At 40.7% G+C, this 20,226-nt stretch carries 13 protein-coding genes, 1 tRNA gene and 1 pseudogene; 12 read left to right on the forward strand and 3 right to left on the reverse strand.

The features are described from left to right. Nucleotides 1-114 precede the first annotated feature (114 nt). From ntrB to IQ236_RS06850, 3 genes are all read left to right on the forward strand, one after another. The gene (gene ntrB / locus IQ236_RS06840; RefSeq protein WP_193868560.1) at nucleotides 115-963 is read left to right on the forward strand and encodes a nitrate ABC transporter permease; all 849 of its coding nucleotides are present in this window, start codon (nucleotides 115-117) and stop codon (nucleotides 961-963) included. 72 nt (nucleotides 964-1,035) lie between these two features. Continuing rightward, nucleotides 1,036-3,042, forward strand: a complete 2,007-nt coding sequence (locus tag IQ236_RS06845; RefSeq protein ID WP_193868561.1) for an ABC transporter ATP-binding/substrate-binding protein — start codon at nucleotides 1,036-1,038, stop codon at nucleotides 3,040-3,042. Between the two features lie 153 nt (nucleotides 3,043-3,195). Next, a complete protein-coding gene (locus tag IQ236_RS06850; RefSeq protein WP_193868562.1) occupies nucleotides 3,196-4,050 on the forward strand; it encodes a nitrate ABC transporter ATP-binding protein in 855 nt (284 codons plus the stop codon). Between the two features lie 238 nt (nucleotides 4,051-4,288). On the opposite strand, the gene IQ236_RS06855 is transcribed toward IQ236_RS06850, so the two are convergent. Then, nucleotides 4,289-5,260, reverse strand: coding sequence for a LysR family transcriptional regulator (locus IQ236_RS06855; RefSeq protein WP_193868563.1), 972 nt, complete (start codon nucleotides 5,258-5,260; stop codon nucleotides 4,289-4,291). A 479-nt stretch (nucleotides 5,261-5,739) separates the two neighbouring features. Here IQ236_RS06855 and bicA point away from each other — a divergent pair, with 479 nt between their 5' ends. The 4 genes from bicA to IQ236_RS06875 all read left to right on the forward strand — a co-directional run bounded on the left by bicA (nucleotide 5,740) and on the right by IQ236_RS06875 (nucleotide 9,120). After that, complete coding sequence (bicA, locus tag IQ236_RS06860; protein ID WP_193868564.1) at nucleotides 5,740-7,467, forward strand: bicarbonate transporter BicA; 1,728 nt, start codon at nucleotides 5,740-5,742, stop codon at nucleotides 7,465-7,467. A gap of 129 nt (nucleotides 7,468-7,596) precedes the next feature. Then, nucleotides 7,597-7,668: transfer RNA gene (locus IQ236_RS06865), tRNA-Gly, on the forward strand. Between the two features lie 107 nt (nucleotides 7,669-7,775). Beyond that, on the forward strand, nucleotides 7,776-8,636 hold the full coding sequence (locus IQ236_RS06870; protein ID WP_193868565.1) for a shikimate dehydrogenase: 861 nt from the start codon (nucleotides 7,776-7,778) through the stop codon (nucleotides 8,634-8,636). A 52-nt stretch (nucleotides 8,637-8,688) separates the two neighbouring features. Continuing rightward, a complete protein-coding gene (locus tag IQ236_RS06875) occupies nucleotides 8,689-9,120 on the forward strand; it encodes a hypothetical protein (protein WP_193868566.1) in 432 nt (143 codons plus the stop codon). Between the two features lie 15 nt (nucleotides 9,121-9,135). Here the strand turns inward: IQ236_RS06875 and IQ236_RS06880 are convergent, their stop codons facing one another. After that, nucleotides 9,136-11,316, reverse strand: a complete 2,181-nt coding sequence (locus IQ236_RS06880; protein WP_193868567.1) for a serine/threonine-protein kinase — start codon at nucleotides 11,314-11,316, stop codon at nucleotides 9,136-9,138. A gap of 230 nt (nucleotides 11,317-11,546) precedes the next feature. Here IQ236_RS06880 and IQ236_RS27990 point away from each other — a divergent pair, with 230 nt between their 5' ends. The 4 genes and pseudogenes from IQ236_RS27990 (at nucleotide 11,547) to IQ236_RS06895 (ending at nucleotide 18,608) form a co-directional block, all read left to right on the forward strand. Continuing rightward, entirely contained in the window at nucleotides 11,547-11,678 is a 132-nt protein-coding gene (locus tag IQ236_RS27990) for a hypothetical protein (protein WP_265578680.1), read from the forward strand. Nucleotides 11,679-12,270: 592 nt separating this feature from the next. Then, nucleotides 12,271-14,021: pseudogene (gene ltrA, locus IQ236_RS06885) on the forward strand (group II intron reverse transcriptase/maturase). 96 nt (nucleotides 14,022-14,117) lie between these two features. Further along, nucleotides 14,118-15,980, forward strand: a complete 1,863-nt coding sequence (gene acs, locus IQ236_RS06890) for an acetate--CoA ligase (protein ID WP_193868615.1) — start codon at nucleotides 14,118-14,120, stop codon at nucleotides 15,978-15,980. Nucleotides 15,981-16,130: 150 nt separating this feature from the next. Next, entirely contained in the window at nucleotides 16,131-18,608 is a 2,478-nt protein-coding gene (locus IQ236_RS06895; RefSeq protein WP_193868568.1) for an ATP-binding protein, read from the forward strand. Between the two features lie 97 nt (nucleotides 18,609-18,705). On the opposite strand, the gene IQ236_RS06900 is transcribed toward IQ236_RS06895, so the two are convergent. After that, a complete protein-coding gene (locus tag IQ236_RS06900; protein ID WP_193868569.1) occupies nucleotides 18,706-19,281 on the reverse strand; it encodes a Uma2 family endonuclease in 576 nt (191 codons plus the stop codon). 181 nt (nucleotides 19,282-19,462) lie between these two features. Here IQ236_RS06900 and IQ236_RS06905 point away from each other — a divergent pair, with 181 nt between their 5' ends. Beyond that, the gene (locus tag IQ236_RS06905) at nucleotides 19,463-20,074 is read left to right on the forward strand and encodes a PH domain-containing protein (protein ID WP_193868570.1); all 612 of its coding nucleotides are present in this window, start codon (nucleotides 19,463-19,465) and stop codon (nucleotides 20,072-20,074) included. The last annotated feature ends 152 nt before the right edge of the window (nucleotides 20,075-20,226 follow it).

Raw genomic sequence — 20,226 nt, forward strand, 5'->3', positions numbered from 1 at the left:
ACTTCAGAATTAAGAATAAAGCTATAGAAATTATAGATAATTCTTAATTCTTGAAAAGTAAATCTTCCCCATTCTTATTGTAAACCGAAAAAACTTTCAAGGAGTTGTAACAAAATGACAAGCGTAGCCAAAAGAAGAGGAAATGGAAATAGCTTTGCGGATAACCTCGGTGAATTTTGGAAAAAGAACTCACAAAATATTATTCTCCCCTTAATGGGAACCCTGGGTTTTTTAATAGTTTGGCAACTTTTATCCCTATCAGGAATTACCCGTTTGCCTGGGCCGTTGAGTGTGGTAACAAATGAACAAACCCGCATTTTATTAATGTATCCCTTCTATGACCGAGGAGGTTTAGATAAAGGCTTATTTTGGCAAACCTTAGCCAGTTTAGGACGGGTAGCTCAAGGCTATTCAATTGCTGCCATTGTTGGTATTAGCGTCGGTATTTTAGTCGGAACAAACCCCATATTAGATAAAGCCTTAGATCCCTTATTTCAATTCTTACGCATGGTTGCACCTTTAGCCTGGGTTCCCATTGCCTTAGTCGCCTTTCAACAAAACCAACCCGCCGCGATTTTCGTGATTTTCATTACTTCCGTTTGGCCGATTTTAATCAACACTAAAGAAGGCGTTAAACAAATTCCTGATGATTACAATAACGTTGCCCGTGTGTTGCAGTTATCTCGAAAAGAATATTACTTAAATATTCTGTTTCCTTCTGCTTTACCTTACATTTTCACGGGATTAAGAATTGCCGTTGGTTTAGCTTGGTTAGCGATTATTGCTGCTGAAATCGTGATGTCTGGTATCGTCGGAATTGGTTTCTTTATCTGGGATGCTTACCAACAAAACTATATCAGTGACATTCTTTTAGCCGTCGTTTATATCGGTGCTGTGGGTTTACTCTTAGACCGAGGAATTGGCTACATTCAACAATTAATTGTTCCCGGTGAAAGAAAGTAAACCCGTAGGGGCGGGGTTCCCCCGCCCAACCCCCACACACCATCCCCCAATCATTACTAAGGAGTTAAAATCATGGCAAAACCGTTAATCGAAGTCGAACAAATTGATAAAGTCTTTCCTTTAGCCGGAGGCGGTCAATATATAGCCCTCAAAGGCATTGATTTACAAATCAAAAAAGGTGAATTTGTTTCCTTAATTGGGCACTCAGGTTGCGGAAAATCCACCTTATTAAATATGGTAGCTGGGTTAGATTTACCCTCAGAAGGAATTGTCACCATTGAAGGTCAAAAAATCACCAAACCAGGGCCAGATCGGATGGTGGTGTTTCAAAACTATTCCTTATTACCTTGGAGAACCGTCCGAGAAAATATTGCCTTAGCGGTTGATTCTGTTATGAAAGGATTACCCTTGGCAGAGCGAAAAACTATCATCGAAAGTCATATTGATTTAGTCGGTTTACGCCATGCAGTTGATAAATATCCCGCCCAATTATCCGGGGGAATGAAACAACGAGTTGCGATCGCTCGTGCCCTCGCCTTACGCCCGAAATTATTGTTATTAGATGAACCTTTTGGAGCCTTAGACGCCTTAACACGGGGTAATCTTCAAGAACAATTAATGAAGATTTGCCAAGATAATCAAATCAGTGCCTTAATGGTGACTCACGATGTCGATGAAGCCGTGTTACTTTCCGACCGAATTGTGATGTTAACCAACGGCCCCGAATCAAAAATCGGACAAATTTTAGAAGTCGATATTCCTCGCCCCCGTCAACGGATGCAAGTCGTAGAACACCCCAGTTACTATCGCTTGCGGAGTGAAATGATTTATTTCCTCAACCAACAAAAACTGATCAAAAAAATGCGGGCCAAAAAGAATAAAATTTTATCCCGTCATGGCTTAGAAAAAATTAATTTAGAACTCGGTTTTGTTCCTCTCACCGCCTGTGCTCCCCTCGCCGTTGCTAAAGAATTAGGATTTTTTGAAAAACACGGTTTAGATGAAGTCCATCTAGTGCGGGAAAGCAGTTGGCGCGGCATTAGCGATGGCATCGCAGGAGGCTATTTAGACGCGGCTCAGATGCCCTCTGGGATGCCTTTATGGATGACCTTGGGGGGGGATGACACCAAGCCTGTAACGGTGATTACATCCCTTACCATGACCCGCAACGGCAACGCCATTACCCTCGCCCGTCGCTTCTATGACCAAGGAATTTACAGCCTAGCCGACTTCAAACGGATGTTATTAAAATCCCCTGGACAACAACACCGCATGGGGGTTGTCCATCCCAGTTCCATGCACAACCTGTTACTGCGGTATTGGTTAGCATCGGGGGGTATTGACCCTGACCATGATGTGGAACTGTTACCCATTCCCCCCGCCCAAATGGTGGTGGACTTACAAGGCGGCACCATTGACGGGTTCTGCGTCGGGGAACCTTGGAACCTGCGGGCGATGATGGAGGACGTCGGGTTTACGGTGGCGACGGACTTAGAAATTTGGCCCGGACACCCTGGAAAAGTCTTAGGGGTGCGGGAAGACTGGGCCGCCGCTTATCCCAATACCCATATTGCCTTAGTGAAATCGTTGTTAGAGGCGTCCGCCTATTGTGCTGACCCGGAAAATGCCAATGAAATTCGCCAAATTTTAGCCCAACGGACGTATCTGGGCACTCGCGCCGAATATATTCAATTAGCTGACCCCAATGATACCGCGTGCAATTTGGATCAACCCATGCGTCAATATGCCCATCATCAGTTTTTCGGCGAAGGCGTCAACCGTCCCAGCCGCACCGAACAATTGTGGCACATGGTTCAAATGGCCCGTTGGGGACATACTCCCTTCCCCCGCAACTGGGTGGAAATTTTAGAACGCTTATGTGCGGTGGGTGCTTTTAGTACCGCCGCCCGTGAATTAGGACTTTCTGAAATTAGTTATAGTCGGGGCGCTATTCAATTATTTGATGGTACAAAATTTGATACTGAAGATCCCATTGGTTATCTCAATAGTTTGAAAATTAAACGGGATTTTACAGTGACAGAAGTTGTTTTAGATTATCCCCGAATTAAAGTGGCTTGACTTCAGAAACCGGGTTTCTCCCTTGATTTTTGAGGTCTTCAGAAACCGGGTTTCTCCCTTGATTTTTGCTAATGAGTAAAAATTTCTGCTAAGAAACCCGGTTTCTATATCTTTAAATAAATCGTGAAATTTAAAATTCAGGAAAAATTAACCATGACTACTGCTAAAAGTTCTGTGTCTACCTTTGGTAAAAAATTTACGAAAAAATCCCTGGGGAAAAATCAGCCTTATTTAGTGTTTGATCACGTTTCTAAGGTTTATCCCACTGCTAAAGGGCCGTACACCGTTTTAAAAGATGTTAATCTCACGATAAATGAAGGGGAATTTATTTGCGTGATCGGGCATTCCGGGTGTGGAAAGTCTACTTTATTAAATATGGTTTCGGGGTTTAATACTCCTTCAGATGGAAAAGTTACATTACGCTCAAAACCGATTTTAAAACCAGGGCCAGACCGGATGGTGGTGTTTCAAAACTATGCCTTATTACCTTGGCGGACGGTCTTTGAAAATGTTTATTTAGCCGTTAATGCGGTTCATCCCAATAAATCAGAAGTTGAAAAAAATGCTATTGTTCGAGATCATTTAGCGATGGTGGGATTATCAGAAGCCGCCGAGAAAAAACCCCCTCAAATTTCGGGAGGAATGAAACAACGGGCGGCGATCGCACGAGCGTTAGCTATTCGTCCTGAAGTGTTAATTTTAGATGAACCTTTTGGGGCTTTGGATGCAATTACTAAGGAAGAATTGCAGGAAGAATTGTTAAAAATTTGGAATGATCATCGCTGTACGGTGTTAATGATTACCCATGATATTGATGAAGCATTATTCCTCGCAGATCGCTTAGTGATGATGACTAATGGCCCCTCTGCAACTATTGGAGAAATTTTAGAAATTCCCTTTGAACGTCCTCGCGATCGCACTCAAATTATGGAAGATCCCGAATATTATAACCTCAGAAATTATGCCCTCGATTTCCTCTATCGTCGGTTTGCCCATGATGATGAATAAATCATCGTAGGGGCGGGGTTCTCCCGCCCTAAACCCGCGATCGGACTGATGACCCTGAATAAATCATCGTAGGGGCGGGGTTCTCCCGCCCTAACCCCGCGATCGCACTCAAATTATGTCAAGAAACCGGGGTTTTAATTAGGAGGATTTCAAGCCGTTAAGGGCGAGAAAACCTCGCCCCTACAGGTTATCTTTAGATGAAGTAAAATGTTATTTGCTTTTCTAAAGATAACCGATTTTATCCCAGTTTAACTAAATCTACCTGATGATTTCCGAGTAACGTTCCACTCTGTAAAGCCAGGGTTCCTAATAGGGGAACATGATTACTATTTTCTAATAAAAATTTTAAAAAAGTTTCGGCAATAATAGACAGTTGTTTTCCTTCTAAATGAGTGACATACCACCGCAGATGAATCGGAAAATGTTGTACATCTAAAATTGTTAATTCCCCCATTAACTGTTCTGCAATTAAGGTATGTTGAGATAAAACCGAAAGCCCTAAACCTCCTGCGATCGCTTGTTTAATCGCTTCATTACTGCCTAATTCTAAACGAACTTTCACCCCAACTTTATACCGTTCAAATAGCTTTTGAACTGATTGTCTTGTTCCTGAACCTTGTTCTCGCATAATAAAGGGTTCTCCCGCTAAAGATTTAATCGGAATATTTTTTTCTCCCGCTAGAGGATGATCTTGTCGGGATACAACCACTAAGGGATTATCTAAAAACGGTTGACTGGATAATGCTAAATCTTCAGGAGGTTGACTCAGGATATACAAATCATCTTGATTGTCTTGCATTCGTTGAATTAAGGTCGCATGATTCGTCACCTGTAAAGCAATATCAATCCCTGGATATTGTTGACAAAAATGCCCTAAGACTCTGGGGACAAAATATTTAGCTGTTGAAACAACGCCTAACCGCAAGCGACCTTGTTTTGTTCCTTTTAACGAAGCCACTTGCATTTCTAAATTATCCAACTGTTCAAAAATATTCTGACAAGTAGATAGCAACGCTTCTCCGGCTTCAGTCAGATACAATTGCTTGCCAATTTGTTCAAATAAGGGTAAACCAATGGTTTGAGTCAGTTGTTTAACTTGAGTTGAAACCGTTGGTTGTGTAATCATCAATTCCTCAGCGGCTTTCGTAAAGCTACTATGACGCGCCACCGCCTCGAATACTTTTAATTGATGTAAAGTTGCCTGCATCAAGAGTCTATCCCTCCTTGAGTCATTAGGGTTATGAAATCAAAAGCTGTCCAAGGTTCCTGCTGTTTTTATTATAGATATAAATCAATAAATTTATCGTTTTGTATAAACCAAAAACTATATAAGTAAAAGTTATCTACACTTGTTAAAGGTCGAAATTCCCGAAAATCTTTACACCATCAGGATTTTGAGGAAATTGAACTTAAATCGATTAGATGAATTCCTGGATAGATTATAACTGATTCACCCTGATCTAAGTTGTTTTTTTATTCAATACTTTTAGCCCTAACCCGTTAAAGTTCCGATTCCGTCAAGTTGCTTCTGGTTGGGCTTCCTGGCAATTGCAGATTTCAGGATAAAAATTTTTCAATGAGAGCTTGCGATCGCTGTTGGGATAATGATAAGCTTCACGATAGATAAAAATCAATAGTCCATGTTTTAACAATAGTCAAAAAACAATAACAGGAGCCTAATATTTCTCTATGCAAGTCTTCAACCAGATCAAGTTTGATAATCTACGGGGGGATCTATTCGGGGGACTGACCGCCGCCATTGTCTCCCTACCCCTTGCCTTGGCTTTCGGGGTAGCCTCCGGTGTTGGCCCGGTTGCGGGTCTTTACGGTGCAGTCTGTGTGGGCTTTTTCGCCGCTTTATTCGGAGGCACACCCACGTTAATTTCCGAACCCACTGGCCCAATGACGGTGGTAATGACCACCATTGTCGCCAGTTTTATGGCAAAAGACCCCGATAACGGTTTGGCAATGGCGTTTACCGTTGTCATGATTGCGGGGTTATTTCAAATTATTTTTGGGGTATTCAAACTGGGTAAATATATTACCTTGATGCCATATAGCGTGATTTCCGGCTTTATGTCGGGGATTGGGATCATTTTAATCATCTTACAAATCCCACCGTTTCTAGGGCAAGCCACACCCAAGGGCGGTGTCTTGGGAACCATCCAAAGCCTACCGGAACTATTGACAAATATCAATCCTGTAGACGCCACATTGGCAGGCTTAACCTTGGCAATTATTTTCCTAATGCCATCCAAATTTAAGCGAATTGTTCCCCCTCAATTAGTAGCATTAGTCATTGGTACAGTTGTTTCTTTAATCTTTTTCCAAGGGGTTGATATTCGTCGCATTGGTGAAATTCCCACCGGACTCCCCACCCTGCAAATGCCTGTATTTAGCTTCGACCAACTGACCATCATGTTAGTGGATGGGGTAATGTTGGGGATGTTAGGTTGTATTGATACGTTATTAACGGCCGTAATTGCGGATAGTATTACCCGGACTCAACATGATTCTAATAAAGAATTAATTGGTCAAGGGATTGCCAATATGGTGTCAGGAATTTGTGGCGGATTACCCGGTGCTGGTGCCACCATGGGAACTGTTGTTAATATCCAAACGGGTGCTAGAAGTGCCTTATCTGGGATTACCCGTGCAGTGATTCTGCTGATTGTGATTTTAGGCGCCGCCAGTCTTACCCAAAGTATTCCGATGGCGGTGTTAGCTGGAATTGCTTTGAAAGTGGGGATTGATATTCTCGATTGGAGTTTCCTCAAACGTGCTCACGCCGTTTCCGCCAAAGGCGCGATTATTATGTACGGCGTGATGCTATTAACGGTATTTGTTGACTTAATTGTTGCTGTGGGTGTGGGGGTATTTATTGCTAATATTCTCACTATTGAACGTTTGAGCGATATGCAAGCTCAAGATGTGAAAGCCATTAGTGATGAAGATGATGCCATTGTCATGAGCCCGGAAGAAAAACAGTTACTCGCGGCGGGTCAAGGTCGAGTATTGTTATTCTATCTCAGTGGCCCGATGATTTTTGGAGTAGCGAAGGCCATTGCCCGTGAAGAATCCGTAGCCCAAAATTATGATGTGCTGATTTTTGACTTAAGCGATGTCCCGATGTTGGGGGTTACGGCTTCTTTGGCGATTGAAAATGCGATTAAGGATGCTGTGGATAAAGGTCGTCACGTCTTTATCGTTGGCGCCGCAGGTAAGATTAAACAACGCTTAGAACGCTTTAAGATTTTAGATATGATCCCTTCTCATCATTTAATTCTGCAACGGAAAGAAGCCTTACAACAAGCTTTAACACTGATTACTCCTCCCGCCTATAGTGATGAAATGCTCGACACGAACCCCAGTGATGCTCAAAAACCGATTATCACAACCAACTCTGAATTAATTTAAGCTCTTCCTGACCCGTGAGTTCCCTTGCTAATTCTAGCCTGACTGCTCACGGGTTTTTCGGGTTTCACCGATTGCGACTATTGAAAATTAGGGAAATTATGTTATAATTCAATAAGGTTTGAAAAATTCGCGGACGTAATTCAGTGGTAGAATGTCACCTTCCCAAGGTGAACGTCGTGGGTTCGAGTCCCATCGTCCGCTTCACTCCGCTCACCTCCTGAATGGAATATTCTCTAACTGAATTACACCCGCATTTTAATCTTGTATCTGGCGTTTACTCTTATTAAGATTAAGGCAAGGGGAGCGAAATGATTAAAGGAACTACGAAACTATTAGGGGTGATAGGTTATCCCATTGAACATTCGCTGTCTCCAGTGATGCAGAATGCGGCGATCGCCCATTTGGGTGTAGATTATGTTTACCTTCCTTTTGCCATTTCCCCCCCTAATTTAAAAACCGCTCTTGAAGGATTTGCCGCCATTGGTGTACAAGGATTTAATGTAACAATTCCTCACAAACAGGCGATTTTACCCTTTTTATCCGAGGTAACAACTTTAGCACAATCCGTAGGTGCAGTGAATACGGTTTGGTGTACCCATAACGGCTGGAGTGGCACCAATACCGATGTTGTAGGGTTTCTTACGCCCTTAGAAGTGTATCATCAACAGTGGAATGATAAACTGGCGGTCATTCTCGGTTATGGCGGGGCGGCGAGGGCGGTTGTAGCGGGATGTGTAGAATTAGGAATCAAGGAAATTTATGTGGTCGGTCGTGACCCGCAGAAATTAGCAACCTTCCAAGACAGTTGGCGGGTGTCTCCTTTAGCCGTTGCGGTTAAAACCTGTCCTTGGGATCAATTATCGAGCTTACTACCTCAAGCCGACTTACTGGTGAATACGACCCCGGTGGGAATGTATCCCCACGTTGGGGAGTCTCCCGTTGAAGCATCGGTGATGGATCAGATTAAATTAGGTGCGATCGCCTATGATTTAATTTATATTCCTCGAACGACTGAATTTTTAAATTTAGCCGCCGCCAGAGGTGCGATGATTTTAAATGGACTACCCATGTTAATACAGCAGGGAGCCGCCGCTTTACAATTGTGGTTACAGCAACCTGTTCCTGTTGAAATCATGCGTCAGTCTCTACAGCACTATTTAGAGTCCTAAAAAGACTCAATCTTTCCGTCAATTTTGGGTTTGATCGCCCTTTTTATCGTCTATGAAATTCAGAACTTTATCGGTTATTGTTGGCGCCTGTTTCTGGTTTTTAATCACCAGCTTTTGGACTTCTCCCGCTTGGGCATTAATTCCCATTCAACTCCAAGATTTAAGTTATAAAGATTGTCCCCCGGAATTAGCAGAAGGTGCCGTTTCTAGTGGTTCGAGCCAAGATGCTTACTGTTTTATTATTACGGGAAAAGCTAATAATACATCGGGGAAAGTCGTTGTCGATGCTGATATTTTTGGTCGGATTTATGATGCTACCAATAATCCCGTGATGCAAAATCGAGGACGTTTAGGAAGCATTGATATTGTTCCTCCAGGGATTAGTGATTTTGAATTTAGAATTTCCATTCCCTCTAACCTGGAACCTCCTTTACAACTCAAACAATTTAAAGCCTCTGGTTTTAAGCATCCCATTGGTCGATAAACTCGACTAACACCTTTATTCTAATTTTTTCATTTGGAACTGGGCATCTTTATAACCCCCGGTTAAGCCTTGTTCCAAATAGAGTTTCCCCGCCTGTTCAAAATCGCTAATTGCACCGCTTTTATCCCCAATTTCAACCCGAACTAATCCCCGACCATAATAGGCACCTGCATAATTAGGTTTCAGACGAATGGCTTGAGCATAATCGGCGATCGCTTGATCATAATTTTTCATTTTAACATAAACTTGAGCGCGATTTCCATAGGCTTCAGCATCATTCGGATTAATATTAATACCCCTGGTATAATCAGCAATTGATCCTTCATAATCTTGAGCACCAAAACGAGCTAATCCTCGATTACTATAAGCTTTATAATCATTCCCTGTCAGTTCAATTGCTTTTGAGCAATCTTCGATGGCTTTTGAATAATCTTTGAGGTTTAAATAGGCAATACAACGGTTATTATAAGCCACTTCATTCGGAACACGGTTAATGGCTTCCGTACAGTCTGTAATTGCTTGATTATAGTTCCATAAATTAATATAAACACTACAGCGATTAGCGTAGGCTTCAGCATTATTGGGATCAAGTTGTAAGACGGTATTATAATCTCCTAAAGCGCCTTGATAATCTCCTAAATGAAATCTGGATCGACCTCGATCATAATATCCAATCGGGTTTTTAGGTTCGATCTGAATAGCTTGGGTATAATCAGCCATTCCTCCTTGTAAATCCCCTGATTTTACCCGTGCAGTTCCTCTAGCGCGATAAGCTTTCGCTTGTTCAGGTTGCAGTTTTAAAACCGTATTATAATCTTGAATAGCATTCTCATAATCTTCCATCTCATAATAAACTAAACCTCTTTTATAAAAAGCATCACCATCTTGAGGTTGTTGTTTAATGACTTGATTATAATCCCCTAAAGCCCCCGGTAAATCCTTCAGATCATAACGGGTTAAACCCCGATTAAAATAAGCATTTGTATAGTTAGGATTGAGTTCAATGGCTTTGGTATAATCTGCCAAAGCTTGATCAAATTCATTCAAGTCATAGTAAGCATTAGCCCGTTTATGATAAAATTCGGGATTAGTAGGATTAAGTTTGATCGCTTGATTAAAAAATCGAATTGCCCCTTTAGAATCTCCATTCTCTGCTTTTTCTACCCCTTTTTTTAAGGCATTTTCCGCTTTAATGGGATCGGGACGATTGGCAACTTGCACCACTCCAAAAATCACAATTAAACCGACTAAGCCCGTGGTCGTGATCGCTATAATTTTACCCCATTCAATGGGTGGTTTCTCCTCTTGATAAGTGGGAAAGTTTTTTAACTTATTAATATTAAACCCTGAACGTCCTGTGGCTTTTCTTAAATCATCTAAAACATCGATCACCGTTGCATAACGTTTGCTATAATAAGGATGAACCATTTTATCAATCACATGGGCTAATCCTGGACTGACTTTAGCATAATTTCGCCAACTTAATTCTCCGTTATTCGATAAGCTCGGATCTTGTAATTTGGGTAAATCAGACGCTTCTAACCCAGTAATGGCTTGAATGGCAATCATGCCCACAGCATAAATATCACTATTATATTGGGGATGACCTTGGAACTGTTCAATGGGCATATAAGAAGGGGTTCCCGTCGCAATAGTTCGCAACGCTTGTCCATTGCCATCCGCCAGTCGCGTACTGGTTTCTTTGACGGAACCAAAATCAATTAAAACTAATTTATCATCAGATTTACGGCGAATTAAATTAGAAGGATTAACATCTCGATGAATCACTTCGTTTTCATGAACAAAAACCAAAATTTCTAAAATATCTTCAATTAATAAAATCACTCGTTCTTCTGACCAAGGATTTCCCGGAACTAACTCCTTCATCAACGGATGGCCACTGACAAATTCTTCAATCAAATAAAATTGATTATGATCTTCAAAATAAGCTAATAATTGGGGAATTTGATCATGTCGTCCCAACCGTTCTAATATTTCTGCTTCTTGACGAAATAACCGCAGTGCTGTTTTTAAGACATTAGAATTATTACTCGGTGGACGTAATTGTTTAACCACACATTGGGGATGACCCGGACGACGGGTATCCGCAGCCAGATAGGTTTGTCCAAAGGCCCCCGAACTTAAGACTTGCACAATTCGATATCTTCGATCTAATAGTTGACCAATCATTTCCATAATTAGTAATCAGTAAACAGTAATCAGTAAGCGGTTAAGCATCTAAATTTCTGATTCAAAAATCTTTATATATAAGTAGTGCCAGCGTCCTTGCTTACTAAATTATAGGCTATAAATGTCTACACAGCTTAATCAGTAATCAGTAAAGTTAAGAATTATCAAGCCCATTCTTAACCCTTAACTCTTAACTCTTACACTGATAACTGATAACTCATTACTGATTACTGATTATGTCACAACCAACGATAGAATCCATTTTGCAAGAAAATCGGTTATTTGCACCGACACCAGAGTTTTCCCAGAATGCTCATATTAAAAGCTTAGAAGAGTATAAACAACTCTATGAAGTGCGATTCGTTTAACCTAAAATAAGCTGAAAAGCTTATGGGACGGTTAACCCAGTTGTTAAGACTGGTGATAACTGATTACATTTGTGGGTGAAACTCCGTGAGTTAAGTCCCACCCCTCAAGTGCTGAGGTGAAAGCATAACCCCTAGTTTGATTGGGTAGCAACCAACAAGCTAAAGCGGGGTTAAAAAGGTAGAACTACTGGAAGCCAAATCTGGTAACTACTGAGCAAGAAGTCCATGCGTAGCGAAAGCAAAGATGTGTCTGAACCATCGTTAGTTGTGATGGTGTAATGGCTAAATCAAGAACAATCTTGATTAACACCAAGCCAAAAGGCAAGGATAGGGCATAAGCGTATTTCTTAACGACTTATAAGCACCGCCCAAAAAACCCGGTGGATAGCATCACGCTAAAGACTTCAAACAAATGTGTAATCGGAACGAAGTAACCCCTGTATATCTCTGGAGAGGTCGTGCGTCCAGTAAGTAGCTAACGAATGGTATATGGGGAAAGGATGGTATCAAAAGCGAATGCCTTGTTGTAATGACAAGGATATGCTGACAGATACTCGGTAATTCCAAAGAAATAGAACAAGTAGCAATACAAATGTCTAAAACGCTGATTAAAACTCAGACGGTGGAATGGAAAGACCTTAACTGGCGCAAGCTGGAAAGGGTAACTTTCAAGTTGCAAAAGCGCATATTTCAAGCGAGTGAACGAGGCGATGTTAAAGCAGTTCGCAAACTTCAAAAGACCCTGATTAATTCCTGGAGTGCTAAATGTATTGCGGTTCGCAGGGTAACACAAGACAACCAAGGCAAAAATACGGCTGGAGTGGATGGAGTTAAATCTCTGACCCCAAAACAACGTATGAGCCTTGTAGGACGATTAAAGTTAACCAATAAGGTAAAACCAACTCGCAGAGTTAATATTCCCAAACCTGGTACAACAGAAACCCGTCCACTCTTGATACCCACAATCAATGACCGCGCATTGCAAGCGTTAGTAAAAAGCGCGTTAGAACCAGAATGGGAGGCTAAATTTGAGCCAAACAGTTATGGTTTCAGACCAGGACGTTCCTGCCACGATGCAATAGGAGCAATATTTTTAAGTATCAGATACAAGTCCAAATATGTACTTGATGCTGATATCTCCAAATGCTTCGACCGCATAAACCACAAAGCGTTAATCTCCAAAATAAACACATACCCTACATTAAGCCGTCTGGTAAAGACATGGCTTAAAGCAGGGTACATGGACGGAAAAGAACTTTTTCCTACTAATGATGGTACACCACAGGGAGGGGTAATTTCACCCTTACTTGCGAATATTGCCCTACATGGTATGGAAGAAAGAGTCAAGCAATACGCCGAAACTCTAAAAGGGAAACAAAACAAACAGCATAAACGTGAATCCCTAAGTTTAATCCGTTACGCCGATGATTTCGTAATAATCCATGATGATTTAAACGTAGTCAAAAAGTGTCAAGAGATAATTGCAAAATGGTTAAGTGACATGGGATTGGAATTAAAACCCAGTAAAACAAAATTAACCCACACCCTCAATAAAATTGATGGAAATGTTGGGTTTGAGTTCTTAGGATTCCATATACAACAACACAGAGTAGGCAACTACCGATGTGCCAAAAACCCAAAAGGAACTCTACTAGGTTTTACGACATTAATCACACCCTCAAAAGCCAAAATCAAAACTCATCTTGAAAAAATTGCTAAAGTAATAGATACCCATAAGACAGCCCCACAAGCTGCTTTAATTAGCAAGCTAAATCCAATTATTAGGGGATGGTCAAACTATTACTCAACAGTGGTTAGTAAAGCAACTTTTTCAAAAGTAGATACACTAACCTACGATAAGTTAAGAGCATGGGCAAAAACGAGGGGAAAAGGGAGCATCAATAAAGACAAATACTGGAGAACAGTAGGCGATAAAGATTGGTGTTTCAGTACAGAAGACGGAATAGAATTATTCAACCACGCCAGTACGCCAATCGTAAGGCATACAAAGGTCAAAGGAAAGGCTAGTCCGTTTAATGGAGACTGGATTTACTGGAGTAAACGAAGGGGCGAATATCCTGAAACTCCTAGCAGAGTTTCCAAATTAATCAAAAAACAAAAGGGTATTTGTCCTCACTGTGGTCTGTATTTTACAAGTACAGACATTGTAGAAGTTGGGACACAATTAAACCAACATCGATAGGTGGAAAAGACACCTACGATAACCTTCAACTTTTACATAAACATTGTCACGACATAAAAACGGCTAAGGATGGTTCATCAACAAAGAAAGGATTAATACCCCTAGAACAAGTTGTGAACTATGAAATGAATCCGTTTTGAATCGTACCTATAACAAAGGTGGAGTTATCAAGGAGCCGTGTGAGGCGAAAGTTTCATGCACGGTTCTGAAGGAGAGGTTAGGGGGGTAACTCCCTAATCGACTCTAACAAAGCCAAAGCCAACCCGGAAGCGTTCTGGGCAGAACTAGCGGAAACGGAACTGCATTGGTTTCAAAAATGGGATCAAGTCTTAGACTGGCAACCGCCCTTTGCTAAGTGGTTTGTTAATGGCAAAATTAACATTTCTTATAATTGTTTAGATCGTCATTTAACAACCTGGCGGAAAAATAAAGCCGCCTTAATTTGGGAAGGGGAGCCCGGAGACTCTCGCACCTTAACTTATTTCCAACTGCACCGGGAAGTGTGCCAAATGGCTAACGTTCTCAAACAGTTAGGGGTTAAAAAAGGCGATCGCATTGGCATTTATATGCCCATGATACCCGAAGCCGCCATCGCCATGTTAGCTTGTGCCCGCATTGGAGCCCCCCATACCGTTGTTTTTGGCGGGTTTAGTGCTGAAGCCTTAAAAGATCGCTTAGTCGATGCAGAAGCTAAACTGGTGATTACCGCCGATGGTGGCTGGCGAAAAGATGCCATTGTCCCCCTGAAAGAACAAGTGGATAAAGCCATTGATGCAGGAGCGAAGAACGTTGAAAACGTTTTAGTCGTGCAGAGAACGGCCCAAAAAATTAATATGGAACCGGGACGGGATCATTGGTGGCATGATCTTAAACAGGGAGTATCCGCCGACTGTCCCGCCGAACCGATGGATAGTGAGGATATGCTGTTCATCCTCTACACCAGTGGGACGACCGGAAAACCCAAGGGCGTTGTCCATACCACAGGGGGATATAACCTCTACACCCACATCACGAATAAATGGGCTTTTGACTTACAGGATACCGATGTTTATTGGTGTACTGCCGATGTCGGTTGGATCACCGGACATAGTTATATTGTGTATGGGCCGTTATCCAATGGGGCGACAACGGTAATGTATGAAGGAGCCCCGCGTAATTCTAACCCCGGTTGTTTCTGGGATGTGGTGGAAAAATACGGGGTGACGATCTTCTATACCGCACCAACCGCTATTCGGGCGTTTATGAAGATGGGCGAACATCATCCCAAGTCCCGTAATTTATCGTCTCTGCGCCTGTTAGGAACCGTTGGAGAACCCATTAACCCGGAAGCTTGGATGTGGTATCATCGCGTGATTGGAAACGGCAATTGCCCCATTGTCGATACTTGGTGGCAAACGGAAACGGGTGGGTTTATGATCACACCCTTACCTGGGGCGACTCCCACCAAACCGGGTTCGGCAACTTTACCTTTCCCTGGAATTTTAACGGATATTGTGGATACCGAAGGCAACCCCGTAACCGATGACAGTGGCGGCTATTTGGTGGTGCGCTATCCCTGGCCGGGAATGATGCGGACGGTGTATGGTGATCCCGATCGCTTCCGCCGCACCTATTGGGAATATTTGAAACCCAAAGACGGGGGAAACCTTTATTTTGCCGGAGATGGAGCCCATCAAGACCGGGATGGTTATTTCTGGGTTATGGGTCGGGTGGATGACGTGATCAATGTGTCGGGACACCGTTTAGGGACGATGGAAATTGAGTCGGCGTTAGTCTCCCATCCGGCGGTGGCTGAGGCGGCGGTCGTCGGGAAACCCGATGATATTAAGGGTGAGGATATTGTGGCGTTTGTGACTTTGGAGGAAGGCAAAGAAGCCTCCGATGAGTTAGCCAAGGAACTTAAAAAGCACGTTGTCAGCGAAATTGGCGCTTTAGCTCGTCCTGGGGAAATTCGGTTTACGGATGATTTGCCTAAAACTCGGTCTGGGAAGATTATGCGGCGCTTATTGCGATCGTTGGCATCGGGTCAGGAAATTACCGGGGATACCTCTACGTTACAAGATCGCAGTGTATTAGAAAAATTGCGCGGTGGGGCGTAGACAGTTATCAGTTATCAGTTATCAGTTATCAGTTATCAGTGTTAATTTTGTGATCTTCCCTGGTTTACCAGGGATTTTTTATAACTTTAGGATGGGCTTTGCCCATTATTTTTTTCCTATAATAGAATGATTGCCTTTATAAATTTAACGATGCGTATTTCCTTTGGCATAAAATTAGGTATTTTAATTACATTACTAACCACAGGAATTAGTACAGCTAGTCTATACTATTTTTATTCAATTACTTCTAAATTGGTAATGGAACAAATTAGAGGACGACTTAAAGATATTGGTAGTACCAGTGCCTTTTTATTCAGCAATGAAGATCGTGAAAGCATTGTCAAATTAAAAGCTGAAATTGACAAGGAAGCTGACTTTTCCATGGCAGAGCTACAAAAATTACCCCCTGGTGGTACATTGAATAGTCTGAGTCCTGAAAATATTCGTAAATATCAGTCTACAAAAGAGTGTAAAGAGATCGTTCAAATTCTTAGAAAAATTCACTACGCCAACCTAAATAATAATAATAAAATAACACCATTAAAAGACGTTTATCCACAAAATATTTCAGCTTCTGAAAATATTTCAGATTATGGCGATTCAATTTTACCTTATATTCTGATTACAATTCCAGAGTCGCCTGATCACAAGTTTTTAAAATTTCTTGCCTCAGATGCCCAAGAGCCAGAAGGTTGGTGGCAAGGTAATCCCATCGGCAATCTATATGTTCCCAATTCTCCTGTCTTTGATCTTGCCTTTAAAAACGGTGAAATATTTGTTGCTAAAGACTATTATACAGATAGTTTTTATACTTCTATTACAGTCGCTATCCCTATTAAGGATAAACAAGGCAAAACCATCGCCCTTCTTTGCTTAGATTATATAGCAGGAAGTCAGCAAGACCAACTCAGTAATTTGAAATACACCAGCTTCGGCATAATTGCCATTAGTTTTATCCTCTCAATCTTACTTTCGATTCTCTTGGCTCGTTATTTAGGGCATCCGATTAAACAGCTACAAATCGCCGCTCAAAAAGTACAGTCTCAAAATTATAATGTAACAATAGATCTAAAACGTAAAGACGAATTAGGTCAACTTGCAGAAACTTTCAATTTAATGGTTGCTGATGTGCGTAACTATGCAGAAACCCTGGAGCAAAAAGTTGAACAAAGAACCGAAGAATTAGTTATTGCCAAAGAAAAAGCAGAAGTTGCTAATCAGGCTAAAAGTGCTTTTATTGCCAATATGAGCCATGAATTACGGAGTCCATTAAACGCAGTTATTGGTTTTTCGCAGTTAATGTTACGCACCCCAAATTTACCTAAAGAACAATATGAAAATGCGGGGATTATTAATCGCAGTGGGGAATATTTATTAACCTTAATTAATAATGTTTTAGATTTTTCTAAAATTGAAGCCAAAAAAACCACCCTGAATCAAAAGGATTTTGATCTTTCTCAATTGTTAGATGATTTAGAAGATATGTTACATTTAAGAGCCTTTAGTGCGGGCTTAGAATTGATTTTTGTGCGGGGAGAAAATCTCCCTCGTTATATTTACACTGATGAAGTAAAATTACGTCAAATTTTACTCAATTTATTAGGGAATGCGATTAAATTTACATCCAAAGGTGAAGTCATTTTAAGGGTTAATACCGAGGAAAGTAAAGACAATCAAAATCAGACTTTAAATTTTCAAATTAGCGACACAGGGAAAGGAATTTCTGAAGCAGAATTAACTAACTTATTCGAGGCTTTTTCGCAAACAGAATCAGGACGAGAAGCCCAAGAAGGAACCGGATTAGGATTAGCTATTAGTCGTCAATTTGTGCAGTTAATGGGGGGAGATATTACCGTAGAAAGTGAATTAGAAAAAGGCACAACTTTTCAATTTTATATTTCGGTACAATTAGGTAAAGAATTAACTAAAATTCAACAAATTAATCCTAAACGAGTATTAGCACTAGCACCCGGTCAAGCGACTTACAAAATCTTGACGGTAGATGATAAACCTATTAATTGTCAATTATTAATAAAATTACTTTCCCCTTTAGGATTTGAGATGAAATCAGCGAGTAATGGACAAGAAGCTATAACAATTTGGAATCAATGGCAACCGCACTTAATTTTTATGGATATGAGAATGCCGATTATGGATGGTTATGAAGCCACTAAATCTATTAAGTCAACGACTCAAGGGAATGCGACGGCGATTATTGCTTTAACTGCGAGTGTTTTAGAAGAAGAAAAAGCCATTACTCTCTCGGCGGGCTGTGACGATTTTATGCGTAAACCCTTTAAAGAATCTACTATTTTTGAGGTATTAACTAAACATTTAGGAATCAAATATATTTATGAAGATATGACAGATGGCAATAGTCAAACCGGGGGAATAATTAATGAATTACCCCGACTAACGACAGAACAATTTCAAATCATGCCTCAAGAATGGGTACGGAGATTATATCAAGCAGTTCTCGAAGCAGATGAGCAGCAAATCATGAGATTAATCTTAGAAATTCCTGAAACTGAAGCTTGTTTCACTAAAAGCTTAACTCAACTGGTGCATCAATTTCAATTTGAGCAAATTATTGATTTAATTGAACCTCTGGTTGGGGATTCTAATTAATTAGAGTGCTACAGGCTTCTAGCCTGTAGCCACAGGTTTGATAACTTAAATTGTTAGAAATGCAATTTTAATCAATTAGGGTTTTATCAAAAATCAATTAATCATTAACTTCTGCTTCTGTAAAAATAGGCGGCCATAATGCAGAAATTGATAATTCCCAACCTGGGAATAGTTCGGGTAAAGTTAAAATATCTTCATTTGCTAGTATGATGGTTTCCCCGGTCGGTCGATAAACGGTAACAGTCAATTCATCAGGGTCAATCAAAATTCCCACAATTGCACCTAATTCTAAAAACTTTTTGAGTTTTTTTTCTAGTGTTTTAACTCGATCACTTTGAGATTTAATTTCTACAACTAAATCAGGAACTAATTCTGCAAAATAGCGAACACTTTGTTGTAGCTGAGATGCACGAACAAAAGAAACATCTGGTGCTTTTAAGTTAGTATCGGGCATGATAAAACCCCCTGCGGAGTCAAATATTCGCCCTAAGCGACGAGGTTCAACCCAAGCGAAAAGAAAAGCAATTAAACGGACACCTATTTCGCTAGAGATAATATCTGATGGCCCCATAACGATAATTTTCCCATTTTCAAGTTCTAATTGGTAATCCTGTCCAGCTTCTGAGAGAGTTGCTTGTAAGTTTTCTAAATCTTTTATTGTCATCAGTGCCATGAGAAAAATCTCCTTGTCTAACTGAATTAATTAATATTATATCTCTAAATTTAGGTAAAAATAAGTATTTGTACTATAGATCTAGGGAAATTTATGTAGTACAGTACGTTACTTTTTTGGAAGTGGGGAATCTGGGATATAATGCAGTTAATCTTATTCATGCGATCGCAGAGGCAAATCTATGTTCAAAAATATTGCGGCGGATGCTTTGGGTATAAGTGATATTGGTGCTGTCATCAAACCCGCAGATTATAACAAAGTAGATACCGATGATTATATCATCCATGAAGAAGGGGAAAAAATCTATTTTCTAATTAAGTCAAAAACCGATGAATATTGCTTTACTAATCGCGCTTTGATTCATCTGGATGGTACTTCTGCTATGAGCAAAAAACGCTTGCTTCACCGCTATAATTACAGTCACCATATCATTAAAAATGTCAAGCTTGAAACAGCAGGAACTTTGGATATGGACATTGAAATTAAATTTACGATGGGTGAGCATTCCTATTCCATCGATGTTGGTAAAACTTTTATTGAAAAACTTAAAGACTTGTATAAAGCCTTAATTAAAATTTCGGAAATTCAACAGGAAAATGCGATTCATTATGAATATGCTAAAACTAGCTTAAATACAGCAACAAATGCCGTTAACCGTTCGACAACTGCCTCCGCTTTAGAAGAACAATTTAAAGCCATTAACCAGTATGCTTTTCAGTGGCTCGAACAAGCTCATAAAACTTATGTTCGGAAAGAATTTGGCGATATTTTTGAGAAATTTATTAATAATTAAAGCCAGGATGAGTTATTATAGCACTTCTAAATAGGTCGTAATATTTTATTGTAGGGGTGGCGTCTCCCAACCCTTACAGTTATTTTTCACAAATCAAAAAAGTTAAGAGTAGAGGAACGCCATCTTAATACCAAGCCAAATGATGGTGTTGA

The sequence above is a fragment of the Planktothrix mougeotii LEGE 06226 genome, assembly GCF_015207485.1.
Lineage (GTDB): Bacteria > Cyanobacteriota > Cyanobacteriia > Cyanobacteriales > Microcoleaceae > Planktothrix.